The 12,881-nt window shown below is 69.9% G+C and carries 14 protein-coding genes; 9 read left to right on the forward strand and 5 right to left on the reverse strand.

What is annotated here, in order from left to right; translation table 11 throughout:
• Positions 1-87: 87 nt before the first annotated feature.
• Positions 88-1,077: a Gfo/Idh/MocA family protein gene (locus PGN23_RS17875; RefSeq protein ID WP_335304446.1), complete on the reverse strand. Its 990-nt coding sequence runs from the start codon at positions 1,075-1,077 to the stop codon at positions 88-90.
• The gene (locus PGN23_RS17880) at positions 1,070-2,038 is read right to left on the reverse strand and encodes an MDR/zinc-dependent alcohol dehydrogenase-like family protein (RefSeq protein WP_335304447.1); all 969 of its coding nucleotides are present in this window, start codon (positions 2,036-2,038) and stop codon (positions 1,070-1,072) included. Before PGN23_RS17880 ends, PGN23_RS17875 begins: the two co-directional genes overlap by 8 nt.
• Before the next feature lie 38 nt (positions 2,039-2,076).
• On the opposite strand from PGN23_RS17880, the gene PGN23_RS17885 reads away from it, so the two are divergent.
• Positions 2,077-2,589, forward strand: coding sequence for a DUF1003 domain-containing protein (locus tag PGN23_RS17885; RefSeq protein WP_335304448.1), 513 nt, complete (start codon positions 2,077-2,079; stop codon positions 2,587-2,589).
• Here PGN23_RS17885 and PGN23_RS17890 read toward each other — a convergent pair.
• Both PGN23_RS17890 and PGN23_RS17895 read right to left on the reverse strand, forming a co-directional pair.
• The gene (locus PGN23_RS17890; RefSeq protein ID WP_335304449.1) at positions 2,561-3,481 is read right to left on the reverse strand and encodes a glycosyl hydrolase; all 921 of its coding nucleotides are present in this window, start codon (positions 3,479-3,481) and stop codon (positions 2,561-2,563) included. The two genes, PGN23_RS17885 and PGN23_RS17890, sit on opposite strands and share 29 nt — an antisense overlap.
• Entirely contained in the window at positions 3,478-4,311 is an 834-nt protein-coding gene (locus PGN23_RS17895; protein ID WP_335304451.1) for a TIGR04290 family methyltransferase, read from the reverse strand. The genes PGN23_RS17890 and PGN23_RS17895 overlap by 4 nt, the downstream gene beginning before the upstream one ends.
• Positions 4,312-4,411: 100 nt before the next feature.
• Between PGN23_RS17895 and PGN23_RS17900 the strand changes: the two genes are divergently transcribed.
• Both PGN23_RS17900 and PGN23_RS17905 read left to right on the forward strand, forming a co-directional pair.
• Positions 4,412-5,347, forward strand: a complete 936-nt coding sequence (locus PGN23_RS17900; RefSeq protein WP_335304452.1) for a glycosyltransferase family 9 protein — start codon at positions 4,412-4,414, stop codon at positions 5,345-5,347.
• On the forward strand, positions 5,304-5,756 hold the full coding sequence (locus PGN23_RS17905; RefSeq protein ID WP_335304454.1) for a DUF6165 family protein: 453 nt from the start codon (positions 5,304-5,306) through the stop codon (positions 5,754-5,756). The genes PGN23_RS17900 and PGN23_RS17905 overlap by 44 nt, the downstream gene beginning before the upstream one ends.
• Here the strand turns inward: PGN23_RS17905 and PGN23_RS17910 are convergent.
• The gene (locus tag PGN23_RS17910; protein WP_335304456.1) at positions 5,695-6,276 is read right to left on the reverse strand and encodes a histidine phosphatase family protein; all 582 of its coding nucleotides are present in this window, start codon (positions 6,274-6,276) and stop codon (positions 5,695-5,697) included. The genes PGN23_RS17905 and PGN23_RS17910 overlap by 62 nt on opposite strands.
• A gap of 112 nt (positions 6,277-6,388) precedes the next feature.
• Here PGN23_RS17910 and PGN23_RS17915 point away from each other — a divergent pair, with 112 nt between their 5' ends.
• Genes PGN23_RS17915 through PGN23_RS17940 form a run of 6 tightly spaced genes read left to right on the forward strand, consistent with a single transcriptional unit; the run spans position 6,389 to position 12,872 of the window.
• Positions 6,389-7,501, forward strand: a complete 1,113-nt coding sequence (locus tag PGN23_RS17915; protein ID WP_335304457.1) for an NAD-dependent epimerase/dehydratase family protein — start codon at positions 6,389-6,391, stop codon at positions 7,499-7,501.
• Positions 7,498-8,541 carry an SDR family NAD(P)-dependent oxidoreductase gene (locus PGN23_RS17920; protein WP_335304458.1) on the forward strand — a complete coding sequence of 348 codons (1,044 nt, stop codon included), beginning with the start codon at positions 7,498-7,500 and terminating at the stop codon, positions 8,539-8,541. The genes PGN23_RS17915 and PGN23_RS17920 overlap by 4 nt, the downstream gene beginning before the upstream one ends.
• A complete protein-coding gene (locus PGN23_RS17925) occupies positions 8,538-9,611 on the forward strand; it encodes a glycosyltransferase family 4 protein (RefSeq protein ID WP_335304459.1) in 1,074 nt (357 codons plus the stop codon). The genes PGN23_RS17920 and PGN23_RS17925 overlap by 4 nt, the downstream gene beginning before the upstream one ends.
• Positions 9,608-10,717: a CgeB family protein gene (locus tag PGN23_RS17930; protein ID WP_335304460.1), complete on the forward strand. Its 1,110-nt coding sequence runs from the start codon at positions 9,608-9,610 to the stop codon at positions 10,715-10,717. The genes PGN23_RS17925 and PGN23_RS17930 overlap by 4 nt, the downstream gene beginning before the upstream one ends.
• On the forward strand, positions 10,714-11,799 hold the full coding sequence (locus tag PGN23_RS17935) for a CgeB family protein (protein ID WP_335304461.1): 1,086 nt from the start codon (positions 10,714-10,716) through the stop codon (positions 11,797-11,799). The genes PGN23_RS17930 and PGN23_RS17935 overlap by 4 nt, the downstream gene beginning before the upstream one ends.
• Positions 11,796-12,872, forward strand: coding sequence for a CgeB family protein (locus tag PGN23_RS17940; RefSeq protein ID WP_335304463.1), 1,077 nt, complete (start codon positions 11,796-11,798; stop codon positions 12,870-12,872). The genes PGN23_RS17935 and PGN23_RS17940 overlap by 4 nt, the downstream gene beginning before the upstream one ends.
• Positions 12,873-12,881: the final 9 nt, after the last annotated feature.

The following is a 12,881-nucleotide window of genomic DNA, read 5'->3' on the forward strand; positions in this document are numbered from 1 at the left end:
TCACGTCGATCAGGATCGGCGGCTCGCGAGGGTGTCACGTGCCAGCCGGGTTCCCGCCCGACGTTCCTGCTGCGGCCAGCCCGGCAATTACGAACGCGCGTAGATCGCATCCAGCAGTCGCGCCGCCGCCACCAACCCCTCTCCCGCCGCCGCGTCGAACCGCTCCCCCGCCGCCAGCCGCTGCGCCCAGTCGACCGCGGCGCGCCCGCCCCAATCATCCGGCGGCACGGCCATCACCTCGCGCGAGGTGCCGCGAAACAGCGTGGCGGTAAAGTCATGGAAACTACCGTCCACGTTGCGCAGCGCCGCGCCGCCGGCATCGCCATAGAACGCCGCCTCGATCACCGCATCCTGCCCGGCATGGAGCCGCCACGAACACGCCAGCCGCACCGTGACGCCGCCCGCCAGCCGGACCTGCGCGACCGCATGATCCTCGACCGCGCCCGGTGACAGCGGCCGTCCCTGCGCCGACAACACCGCATCGACGTGCTCCACCGCGGGCGCGCCGGTCAGCCACAGCGCGAGATCGGCGAGGTGGATGCCCAGGTCCATGACACACCCGCCGCCCGACAGCGCCGGATCGTAGAACCACGGCTTGTCCGGCCCATAGGCATTGTGGAACGTCAGGTCGATTGCGAACACCCGCCCCAGGTCGCCGCCGCGCACCCGCTCCGCGATCGCGCGCATGCCGTCCGTGAAGCGATAGGACAGATCGACCCCCAGCAGTCGGTCCGCCGACCGCGCCGCCGCGACCACCGCACCCACCTCCGCCGCATCGCGCCCCAGCGGCTTCTGGCAGAACACCGCCACGCCCGCCTCGAGCGCAACCCTCGACTGCGCCGCGTGCATCGCGCTGGGCGTCGCGATCACCACCCCGTCGAGCCCCAGCGCCAGCATCTCCTCCAGCGACCCGCACACCGCCGCCCGTGGCGCCAGCGCGGCGGCCTCGCGGACCATCGCCGCGTCGGGGTCGGACACGGCCGCCGCTTCCACCGCCCCGCTCGCGATCATCGCCGCCATCCGGTGCCGGCCGATCCAACCCACCCCCAGGAAGCCGACGCGCGGCCGCTCACGCATAGGTCACCACCGCCTTCACGAACCCCTCGGGCTTGTCGCGCGTCGCCGCGATCGCCTCGCCCACGCGCTCGAGCGGAAAGCGATGCGTCACCAGCGCGTCGAGGTCGATCCGCCCCGCCGCGACCGCCGCGACCGCCTCCTCCAGCCCGCGCATCGCGGCGCGGGGATCGCGCTCGTGCGCATTGACCACGTCGATCCCCTTCCAGTTCCAGTCCTGCATGTTCACCTGCCGCGCGCCGTCCTGGTGATAGCCCGCGATGACCAGCCGCCCGCCGAAGCCCACCAGCGCGGAGGCAAGGTCGAGCGGCCATTGCTTACCCACCGCCTCGATCACGCGCTCGCACATCGCCTCCCCGGTCATCGCCGTCACGCGCTCGATGATGGCCCAATGATCGTCCATCGCCACCGTCTCCGCAGCACCGAACCGCGTCGCGAGCGCAAGCGACTCCGCCCGGCGCGAGATCGCGATCACCCGCGCCCCCGCATCGCTCGCCAGCTTCGTCAGGATCGCGCCCAGGAAGCCGATCCCGACGATCGCCACCGTCTGCCCGGCGCGAAGGTCGCTGCGGCGGAAGATGTTCATCGCGCACGCCACCGGCTCCCCGGGCACCGCGCGCCCGGCCAGCGCCTCGGGCAGCGCCACCACCTGATCCGCCCGCGCCACGTCATATTCGGCGAAACCGTTTCCGCCCAGCAGCGTCACCCGCTGCCCCGGCGCGACCGCCGTCACCCCCACGCCCAGCGCATCGACCACGCCCCAGCCCTCGTGCCCCATGCCGCCGGGCGCGCCGGGGAAGGTCGACCACGCCCGCCCCTCCCACGGCTCGATGTTGGAGGCGCAGACCCCGCACCCCTCCAGCCGTATGCGCACCTCGCCCGCGGCCGGCTGCGGCATCGCGACATCGTGCACCTCCATCCGCCCCGGCGCGACCAGCACCGCGGCCTTCATCACAGCTTCCACAATGCTTCCTTTTCAATCGTCAAGCGTTTGACAGTGCGATGGAAATATCCGCGCCCCTCAATGCCACGCTGGACGACAACATCGCCCGGCTGACCCGCCGTCAGCAGCAGGCCGACCGCGCCGCGCCGCTCGCCGATCGGTTGGCGGGTCGCATCACCGCCTTCACCGGATCGATGGCGTTCGTCGGGCTTCACGTCGCGCTGTTCGGTGGCTGGATCGTCTGGAACCTGTGGTTCGCGCCGAAGTTCGACCCGACCTTCGTCGTGCTGGCGATGATCGCGTCGGTGGAGGCGATCTTCCTCTCCACCTTCGTCCTCATCAGCCAGAACCGCATGGCCGCGCAGTCGCAGGCACGCGCCGACCTCGACCTCCACATCAACCTGCTGGCCGAGCACGAGCTGTCGCGACTCGCCGCGCTGGTCCGCCAGATCGCGGAGAAGGTCGGCGTGGAGCCGCCCGCCGACCTGACCGAGATCGAGCAAGACGTCCGCGCGGAGGAGATCCTCGACACGCTGGATCAGGTCACGCCATCACCGCCGCAGGCGGCGTGACCGCGGCGGGTGCATAGCGGTCGATCGCCCAGGCGCAGAAATCCGCGAACGCCTGCGGCTCGCGCGCGGCGGAGCTGTGGTGCGGCTGGATCCCCAGATGCTCCGGCGTGAAGCAGAAGGTGACGGTCACGTCGAATTCCGCAAGCGCCTCCATCTGACGGTCGAACCAGGCGGTCGCATCGGGGCGGAAGCTGTCGGCCCAGCTGAGCCCCGTGCGCAGCTTGCGCGTTCCCAGCCGGCGTAGCCACTCGACCGCATCGTCCAGCCGCGGGTCGTGGTAATGAAACCACTGCATCAGCCCCACCTCGCGCGCGACCCGCGCATAGCGGTCCAGCGCGGGCTTGGGCGTGCCGTCGGCACGGATCAGCCCCATGTAGAAATGGCGATAATAGCTCGACCCTTCCGCCTCGCGGTGGCGCGTGGTCGCCCCCCATTCCTGCGGCAGGTCGAACAGCGAATACCAGAAGATGCGCGGGGCCCGGCCGATCAGCAGTTCGGCCGTCTTCTCGACCCCGAACACCTGCACTTCCTCCGCGCCGAACGAGCCGACGCCGACCTCGGTCACCCACACCGGCTTGTCGGTGACGCGCTGTATCTCGGCCAGCTTCGCGGGCCAGTCGTGGATCGACCACAAATTCCAGTCGAGCGGGAAGCCGTGGACCGCGACCACGTCGACCGCATCCATGCAGCCATGCGCCTCCATCCGCTTCAGCCACGCCGGATCGATCGGGGACATGCCACCCAGCACGCGCAGAACGGCGGGATTGGCATCCGCGATGGCCGCCCCGGCCCGTGCAACCGTGTCCGCGTAGAGCGACCAGTCGGGGTCGACCTCCGGATCCCAGTGCGACTTGTTGTTGGGCTCGTTCCAGATCATCGCGGCTTCGATCATGCCGTGGCTCCTCCTCTTGCCGGATACGCCGCCATCTGCCCCCAATCGGCATAGGGAACGGGAGCGACACGGCAGAGATAGACGTCGCTCTGCGGATGCGCCTCGATCACGAACCCCGCCGCGCGCAGCATCGCCTCCGATCCCGCGCGGTTGGGCGCCCACCAATTGGTCCAATCGCCTGCGAAGCGATGCTCGATGAAATGCATCTTCGGATAGGTCGCGTCGTCGAAATAGGACGGCGGGGTCCAGGTGCCCGGCAGGTAGAAGGGATGGTCCTCCGGCACCTCGCCGACGTCGGTCGATCCCTGCTGCATCGTCTGGAACAGCATCAGGTCGCCCGCGACATGCTCGCGGATCAGGTCGAGCGCGAGCAGCGGATGCCGCAGGTGGTACAGCACGCCCATGAAGATCACGAGGTCGAACCGCTCGCCCAGCGCCGCCACGTCATACACCGACAGCTGCCGGAACTCGACGCTGTCGGCATAGCCCAGCGCCTCCGCCGCCAGCTGCGCCTGCGCCAGATAGCGCTGGTCCCAGTCGATCCCCAGAACCCGCGACGCGCCGCGCCGCTTCATCTCCATCGAATAGAAGCCCGCGTTGCAGCCGATGTCGAGCACGGTCTTGCCGGCTAGATTCTCGGGCAGGCAGCCGCCGAAGTCGGCGAACTTGGCCGCGGGATAGTCGCCCAGGAAATGGTCGGGCGCGGTGACGACACCGCCCCCCAGGTCGATGTTGTGGAACCACGGCGCCAGCGCCGACACGCGCTTCTTCAGGCCTTCGCGATCCGCCACCCCGCCCGACACTCCCGATCCGATTGCGTCACGACCCAACGATTGTTGATCCTACACGTTCCACAAAGCTGTTGTAATTCAGTATGTTGATCTGCATCAACGTGGGAACCCGATGCCGGCGTCGCGGCTTTGCGGCGGCATGGAAGACGCCACCCCCCGCTGGATCGCCGCGATGCGCGATGCGCGCTACGACGATGCATGGGCGATCGAGCGGGCGATCATGGCGCAGCGCGACCCCGCCACGCGCAACGATCCGTCGCTGCCTTATCATTGCCGCTGGGTGTGGGACGGGCGCAGTCCGGACGGGCGCGACGTGCTGGTGCGCTGCCACCACGGCCTGGGCGACACGATCCAGTTCGCGCGTTACCTGCCGCTGCTGGCGTCGCGCGCGCGATCGGTCACGGTCGAGGCGCCCGAGCGGCTCCACATCCTGCTGCGCGCGATCGCCGACGTGCCGCTGCTCGCCTTCGACCCCGCCCGCCCCGCACCGCCGGCCGCGCTGGACATCGAGATCACCGAGCTGCCCTCCGCGCTGCGCGTCCCCCCGCTCGCGGTGCCTGTGCCCTATCTGTCGCATAGGCCGGCGGCGCTGCCGCGCGGCACGATCGGGCTGTGTTGGCAGGCCGGCGGCTGGGATCGCGACCGCTGGGTGCCGGAGGAACTCCTCCTGCCGATCACGCGCGCGCGCCCCTGCCTTTCGCTGCTTCCGGGAAGCACGGCGCTGCCGGTCCTCAACCCGGACGGTTGCGCCCTCGATCTGTCGACCACCGCCGCGCTGATCGCGGGCTGCCCGCTGGTCGTCACCGTCGACACGATGGTCGCCCACCTGGCCGGCGCGATGGGGCGGCCGGTCTGGCTGATGCTGAAGGCGGAGCCCGACTGGCGCTGGAACCCGCAGGCGCTGCGCAGCGACTGGTATCCCTCCGCGCGCCTCTATGCCCAGCAACGCGCCGGCGACTGGACGGGGGTCGTCGACCGCATCGCGCACGACCTGCCCGGCTTCTTCCACCATGGTTCAGCGGAGAACAACGATGGCCAGCCTGCCCAGCCCCTCGGTGCCCGTCTCCTGGGGTGAACTGCTCGACAAGATCACGATCCTGGAGATCAAGCGCGATCGCATCACGCGCCCTGACGCACGCGCGAATGTGCTGCGCGAACATTCGCTGCTCGCCCGCTTCGGATCGGGCGTGCTGCGCAACGCCGCGGTCCGCCAGCTGTTCGGGCGGTTGAAGACGGTCAACGCCGATCTGTGGGACATCGAGGACGCGATCCGCCGCGAAGAAGCCGCCGCCCGCTTCGACGATGCGTTCGTCCGGCTCGCGCGTGCGGTCTATCACCGCAACGACGAACGCGCCGCGCTCAAACGCGCGATCAACCTCGCGCTCGACAGCGAACTGATCGAGGAAAAGAGCTACGCCGACCTCACCCCCGCTCGTTCAGCGCCACCAGTCGCGCCCCCCGCCCCTCCAGCACCAGCGTCGTGACCGACCCCGGGTCGCATTCCAGCTGGAAGATCCGCGTCATTTCCAGCCCCAGATAATGCGCCACCACCCCGCGAATGACGTCGCCATGCGTCACGCACAGCGTAATACCCGGTGGCCGTGCCGCGACGAACCCCACCGCGCGCGCCACCGCCCCCGCCATCGTCTCCCCGTTCGGGCATCGCGCGCTGTCCCGCGCCGCATTCCATCGCTGCCAGTCGGCGTCCTCGCCGAGCGCGTCGAACGACCGTCCGGTGAAATCGCCGAAGTCGACCTCGTCCAGCCCGTCCGTCACCTCCACCGCCAAGCCCCTCGCCGTGGCGATCGGCCCGGCCGTCTCCAGCGCGCGCCGCCGCGGGCTCGACACGATCGCGTCGACCCGCACGCCGATCATCCGCCGCACCAGCCCCTCCGCCTGCGCCCTGCCCGCCCCGTCCAACGCGATATCCGACCGTCCGCTCAGCACGCGCCCGACCTCCGCATGGTGGCCGTGACGGACCAGCATGATCTGCCTCAATGTCATTCGGCAACCTGCATCATAACTCTCGATCAATACGCAAAATCATTGTATCACAATATCTTAGGTAACAATCCTGCCAAGAAGATGTTGATCGTTCCGTAACGGAGGGATGCGGGTGGAAACGATCCTGATTACCGGCGGCGCAGGCTTCATCGGCCGGTTCGTCGCCGACGAACTGCTGGCCCGCGGCCACCGGGTGCGCGTGCTCGACAGCCTGATCGAGCAGGTTCACGGCGATGGCGACCGGCCGCCCCTGCTCAACGACGAGGTCGAACTGATCCGCGGCGACGTCCGCAACGGCGACGTCGTGGCGAAGGCGCTCGCCGGCGTCGACAGCGTCATCCACCTCGCCGCAGAGGTCGGCGTCGGCCAGTCGATGTACGAGGTCGAGCGCTATACCTCGACCAACGACGTCGGCACCGCCGTCCTGTTCGAGAAGCTGATCGACCGCCCCGTCCGCCGCGTCGTCACCGCCTCCTCCATGTCGATCTACGGCGAGGGTCTCTACCGCGATGCCGATGGGGGCGTGGTGCAGGATGCCGCGCGCAATGGGCTGCGCGACGGGCTGACGAACTGGGACCCGGTCGACACGCACGGTCGCCCGCTCACCCCGGTCGCCACGCCGGAGTGGAAGCGGCCCAACCTCGCCTCGATCTACGCACTCAACAAATATGTGCAGGAGCGCACCACGCATATCATGGCCGCACCCTACGGGATCGAGGGTGTGTGCCTGCGCCTGTTCAACGTCTATGGCCCGGGGCAGGCGCTCTCCAATCCCTATACCGGCGTGCTGGCGATCTTCGCCTCGCGACTGCTCAACGGGCAGCAGCCGATGATCTTCGAGGATGGCGAGCAGCGCCGCGACTTCGTCCATGTCACCGACGTCGCGCGCGCGTTCGCCGATGCGCTGGTGTTGCCACAGGCGGTCGGGGGCACGTTCAACATCGGCTCCGGGCAGGATCGCTCGGTAAGCGAGGTCGCAACCGAACTCGCCCACGCCATGGGCAAGAACCATGTCGCGCCCGAGATCGTCGGCAAGGCGCGGATCGGCGACATCCGCCACTGCTTCTGCGACACCACGCTGGCGCACGATCGGCTGGGTTTCGCCGCGCGACAGGATTTCCGTGCGGGGTTGGCCGAACTCGCCGAATGGGTCGCGCGGCAGACCGCCGTGGACAAGGTGACGACGATGCGGGCCGAGCTGGAAGAGCGCGGGCTGATCGCATGACAGGCCCGGTTCTGGTCACCGGCGGCGCGGGGTTCATCGGTTCCAATCTTGCCGACCGGCTGGCGAGTGACGGGCATGACGTGCTGGTCTACGACGCGCTCGCCCGTGCTGGGGTCGACCGGAACCTCGCGTGGCTCCAGCAGCGCCACGGCGACCGCATCCGCTTCGTCCACGCCGACCTGCGCGACGAGGCCGCTCTGACGCAGACCGCGGCGCAGGCAAGCGCCGTTTTCCACCTGGCGGCTCAGGTCGCGGTCACCACCAGCCTCGACGATCCGCGCGCCGACCATGCGATCAACGTCACGGGCACACTGACCTTGCTGGAGGCGCTGCGGTGTCATGCGCCGGACGTGCCGTTGATCTTCGCTTCGACCAACAAGGTGTACGGCGACCTGGCCGACCTCGATTTCTTGCTGGAAGACGACGCCTATCGCCCGGTCGACGCGCACGTCCGCGCGCATGGCATCGGCGAGGCGCGCCCGCTCGACTTCCACACGCCTTATGGCGTGTCCAAAGGCGCCGCGGATCAGTATGTGCTCGATTACGCGCGCAGCTATGACCTGAAGACCTGCGTCTTCCGGATGAGCTGCATCTACGGCCAGCGCCAGATGGGGACCGAGGATCAGGGCTGGGTCGCCCACTTCCTGATCCGCGCGCTCTCCGGCGATCCCATCACGCTTTATGGTGACGGCTATCAGGTGCGCGACGTGCTCGACGTGCGCGATGCGGTCGCCGCCTATATCGCGGCATGGCGCAGGATCGACCGCGTCACCGGCCGCGCGTTCAATCTGGGCGGGGGGCCGGACAATGCGGTCAGCCTGCGCGCCCTGCTCGATTATATCGCGACGCTCACCGGATGCACCCCGCGTGTCGAGTATGCCGACTGGCGCGCGGGCGACCAGCGCTATTTCGTCGCCGATGCGCGCGCCGCCGCCGCCGCGCTCGACATGCCCGCGCGCCGCGACTGGCGTGACGGCGTCGCCGCGCTCGCCGACTGGCTGAGGCAGGAGCGCCGCGCTCCGGTCGAGGTGGCGGCATGACGCGTCTTCTGATGACCGCCGATACGGTCGGCGGCGTGTGGCAATATGCCACCGACCTCGCGCACGGGCTGACCGCCGCTGGGATGACGGTCGAACTCGCCATCCTTGGGCCGCCTCCTGGCGAGGCGCAGCGCGCCGCCGCCGCGGGCCTGACCGTGATCGACACCGGGCTGCCGCTCGACTGGCTCGCCGACGGACCCGCCGCGGTCGAGCAGGCCGCCACTGCCATCGCCGCGCTCGCGTCGGCGCGCGGTGCCGACCTCGTCCAGCTCAACCAGCCCGCGCTGGCGATCGCCCGCTTCGACCGACCCGTCGTCGCGGTCGCGCACAGCTGCGTCGCGACGTGGTGGGACGCCATCGAGCGCGGCCCCCTCCCCGCCGATTTCGCCTGGCAGACCGGCCTGATCGCGCGCGGACTGGCGAACGCCGATGCGGTCGTCTGCCCCTCGCGCAGCCATGCCGCCGCCGTCCAGCGGACCTACCGCCTGCCCCGCGCCCCGCTGGTGATCCACAACGCACGCGACCGCGCCGCGGCCGATGGTGCGCTCCACGATTTCGTCTTCACCGCGGGACGGCTGTGGGACCGCGGCAAGAACGTCGCGACACTCGACCGCGCCGCCGCACGGCTTGGCGTGCCGTTCAAGGCCGCCGGCGCGATCACGGGACCACAGGGCGACCGAGTGGCGGCGGGGAACCTCCACCTGCTGGATCATGTCGGCGACGATACGATCACCCGCTGCCTCTCGACGCGCCCGGTCTTCGCGTCCGCTGCGCGCTACGAGCCGTTCGGGCTCGCGGTGCTGGAGGCCGCGCTGGCAGGCTGCACACTGGTGCTGTCGGACATCCCGACCTTCCGCGAATTGTGGGACGGGGTCGCGGTCTTCGTCGACCCCGGTGACGCGCCCGCCTTCGCCGATGCGATCGAGGCGCTGGTCGCCGATCCGCAGCGTGTCGCGATCGGCCACGCTGCCCGCGAGCGTGCACTGAGCTACTCCCCGCAGCGGCAAATCGGTGCGATGATCGCGCTCTACGACCGGCTGCTGCCCGCAACACGCTGGGTGGCGGCATGAGGATCGTGTATTTCACGCACAGTCTCGTCTCGTGCTGGAACCACGGCAATGCGCATTTCCTGCGCGGCGTGCTGTCGGAGCTGATCGCGCGCGGCCACGACGTCCGCGTCTTCGCGCCGGAGAACAGCTGGAGCCTCGCCAACCTGCTCGCCGATCACGGCCCCGAGGCGCTCGATGCCTATCGCACGGCCTATCCGGAGCTGGGATCGGTCTGCTATCCGGAGGATGCGGATGTCGAGGCGATGGCCGATGGCGCCGATGTCGTCATCGTGCATGAGTGGAATGCGCACGCGTTGGTCGCGCGATTGGGCCAGTTGCGCAAGCGCGGCGCCGCCTTCACCCTGCTGTTCCACGACACCCACCACCGCGCGGTCAGCGCCCCCGACGAGATGCGCGCCTACGACCTGTCGGGCTATGACGGCGTGCTCGCCTTCGGGGAGACGCTGTCGCAGGTCTATCGCGGCTGGGGCTGGGGTGACCGCGTGTGGACCTGGCACGAGGCCGCCGACACGCGCCGCTTCGTACCGCTGGAGGGCGAGCGCGACGGGCTGATCTGGATCGGCAACTGGGGCGATGGCGAGCGCACCGCGGAGATCGAGCAATTCCTGCTCGCCCCCGCCCGCGCCGCCAACCTGCCACTCGACGTGCACGGCGTCCGCTATCCCGCGGCGGCGATGGCGATGCTCGCGCGCTACGGCGTGCGCTATCGCGGCTGGGCCGCCAACGCGGTCGCGCCGGCGCTGTTCGCGCAGCATCTGGCGACAGTGCACGTCCCACGACGCTATTACGCCACCATCCTCCCCGGCATCCCCACGATCCGCGTGTTCGAGGCATTGGCCTGCGGCATCCCCCTCGTCTCCGCACCGTGGGACGACAGCGAGGGGCTGTTCCGTACCGGCCAGGACTTCCTGACCGCGCATGACGGTGCGGCGATGACCGCGCGGCTGCGCGACCTGCGCGACGACGCTGCGCTGCGCACCGCGCTGGCGAAGTCGGGGCGCGAGACCATTCTGGCGCGCCACACCTGCGCGCACCGCGTCGACGAACTGATGGCGATCCTCGCCCGCATCGATGCCCACCCCCAGCAACGGAGCGCCGCGGCATGAAGATCGCCTTCTACGGATCCAGCCTGCTGTCGTCCTACTGGAACGGCGCCGCGACCTACTACCGCGGCATCCTGCGCGCGCTCGCCGCGCGAGGGCACGACATCACCTTCTACGAACCCGACGCCTTCGGCCGGCAGCAGCACCGCGACATCGACCCGCCCGATTATGCCAAGGTGGTCGTCTATCCCGCCACCAGCGACGGCCTGCGCGGCGTCCTCGCTCAGGCGGGCGCGGCGGACGTCGTGGTGAAGGCGAACGGCGTCGGCGTGTTCGACCGCGAATTGCTGGAGGGCATTCTCGCCCACGCCCGCGAGGATGCGCTGACGATCTTCTGGGACGTCGACGCCGCCGCCACCCTGGACGAGATGCGCGCCGACCCCGCGCACCCGGTCCGCGCCGCGCTGCCGTCGCTCGACATGGTGCTGACCTACGGAGGGGGCGATCCGGTGGTGGACGCCTATCGCGCGTTCGGCGCGGCGCGATGCGTTCCCGTCTACAACGCGCTCGACCCCCAGACCCACCACCCGGTCGCGCCGGACGCGCGCTTCGCCTGCGACCTCGCCTTTCTCGGCAACCGCCTCCCCGATCGCGAGGCGCGCGTGGAGGAATTCTTCTTGCGCCCCGCCGCCGTGATGACCGAACGATCCTTCCTGATCGGCGGCAACGGCTGGGAAACCAAGGCAATGCCCGCCAACGTCCGCCACCGCGGCCACGTCTTCACCGCGGAGCACAACGCCTTCAACTGCACACCCCGCGCCGTCCTGAACGTCGCGCGCGACTCGATGGCGCATGTCGGCTTCTCCCCCGCGACCCGCGTGTTCGAGGCCGCAGGCGCCGCCGCCTGCCTCATCACCGACGCATGGGAGGGGATCGAGCTCTTCCTCACCCCTGACCGCGAAGTGTTGGTGGCGCGCGACGGGCAGGACGTGGTCGAGCATCTCGCCGCGCTCACCCCCGAACGCGCGCAGGCGATCGGCGAAGCGGCGATCGCGCGCGTCCGGCGCGAGCATACCTACGACTTGCGCGGCGCGCAGGTCGACGCGCTGCTGCGGGCCCATGCCGACCGGCGAGTGGCGGCATGAAGCTGATCGTCCTTGGCCTCTCGCTTTCCTCCTCCTGGGGGAATGGCCACGCCACCACCTTTCGCGCGCTGCTGAAGGCATTTGCCGCCCGCGGGCACGACGTGCACTTTCTGGAGCGCGACGTCCCCTGGTACGCCGCGCATCGCGACGAACCCGCGCCCGAGTACTGCCGGCTCGATCTCTATCCCACGCTGGATGCGCTGGACGACTGGCGGGGCACCATCGCGGATGCCGACGTGGTGATCGTCGGCTCCTACGTGCCCGACGGGATCGCGGTCGCGCGCCTGGTGCAGGACTGGGCGCGGGGAGTCACCGCCTTCTACGACATCGACACCCCGGTCACGCTCGCTGCGCTGGACCGCGGCACCTGCGCGTATCTGTGGCCGGCGGTCATCCCCGGCTTCGACGTCTATCTTTCCTTCACCGGCGGCCCGACGCTGGCGCGGATCGAACGCCAGTACGGCAGCCCCGCCGCCCGCGCGCTGTACTGCTCCGCCGATACCGACCGCTACCGTCCCACCGGCGCGGCGAAGCGCTGGGACCTGTCCTATCTCGGCACCTACAGTCCCGACCGCCAGCCGACGCTCGAGCGGCTGCTGATCGAGCCTGCCCGCCGCGCGCCCCATCGCCGCTTCGTCGTCGCGGGGCCGCAATATCCCGCCGACGTCGACTGGCCCGCCAACGTCGAGCGGATCGAGCATCTGCCCCCCGCCGGTCACCCCGATTTCTACTCCGCCAGCCGCGCGACGCTGAACGTCACCCGTGCGGACATGATCGCGGCAGGCTGGTCGCCCTCCGTCCGCCTGTTCGAGGCGGCGGCCTGCGGCACTCCGATCGTGTCGGACCGCTGGGACGGGATCGACGACCTGCTGGTGCCGGATCGCGAGATCATCCTGGCCGACACCACCGACGATGCACTCGCCGCGCTCGATCGCGAGGACCTGCCCGCGATCGGCGACGCCGCCCGGATGCGCGTCCTCGCCCAGCACGCCGCCATCCACCGCGCCGCCGAACTCGAACATCACCTGATCGCCGCGATCGCTGCCGGCCGGCGCGCGCGTGCCTACGCCTAGAAGGAGACA

It is taken from the genome of Sphingomonas adhaesiva (assembly GCF_036946125.1).
Lineage (GTDB): Bacteria > Pseudomonadota > Alphaproteobacteria > Sphingomonadales > Sphingomonadaceae > Sphingomonas > Sphingomonas adhaesiva_A.

What these genes read in the sequence shown, in the direction of transcription:
- PGN23_RS17875 (WP_335304446.1), bottom strand. Translation starts at nt 1,077, where the DNA reads ATGCGTGAGCGGCCGCGCGTCGGCTTCCTGGGGGTGGGTTGGATCGGC.
- PGN23_RS17885 (WP_335304448.1), top strand. Translation starts at nt 2,077, where the DNA reads ATGGAAATATCCGCGCCCCTCAATGCCACGCTGGACGACAACATCGCC.
- PGN23_RS17890 (WP_335304449.1), bottom strand. Translation starts at nt 3,481, where the DNA reads ATGATCGAAGCCGCGATGATCTGGAACGAGCCCAACAACAAGTCGCAC.
- PGN23_RS17900 (WP_335304452.1), top strand. Translation starts at nt 4,412, where the DNA reads ATGGAAGACGCCACCCCCCGCTGGATCGCCGCGATGCGCGATGCGCGC.
- PGN23_RS17905 (WP_335304454.1), top strand. Translation starts at nt 5,304, where the DNA reads ATGGCCAGCCTGCCCAGCCCCTCGGTGCCCGTCTCCTGGGGTGAACTG.
- PGN23_RS17910 (WP_335304456.1), bottom strand. Translation starts at nt 6,276, where the DNA reads ATGACATTGAGGCAGATCATGCTGGTCCGTCACGGCCACCATGCGGAG.
- PGN23_RS17920 (WP_335304458.1), top strand. Translation starts at nt 7,498, where the DNA reads ATGACAGGCCCGGTTCTGGTCACCGGCGGCGCGGGGTTCATCGGTTCC.
- PGN23_RS17925 (WP_335304459.1), top strand. Translation starts at nt 8,538, where the DNA reads ATGACGCGTCTTCTGATGACCGCCGATACGGTCGGCGGCGTGTGGCAA.
- PGN23_RS17930 (WP_335304460.1), top strand. Translation starts at nt 9,608, where the DNA reads ATGAGGATCGTGTATTTCACGCACAGTCTCGTCTCGTGCTGGAACCAC.
- PGN23_RS17935 (WP_335304461.1), top strand. Translation starts at nt 10,714, where the DNA reads ATGAAGATCGCCTTCTACGGATCCAGCCTGCTGTCGTCCTACTGGAAC.
- PGN23_RS17940 (WP_335304463.1), top strand. Translation starts at nt 11,796, where the DNA reads ATGAAGCTGATCGTCCTTGGCCTCTCGCTTTCCTCCTCCTGGGGGAAT.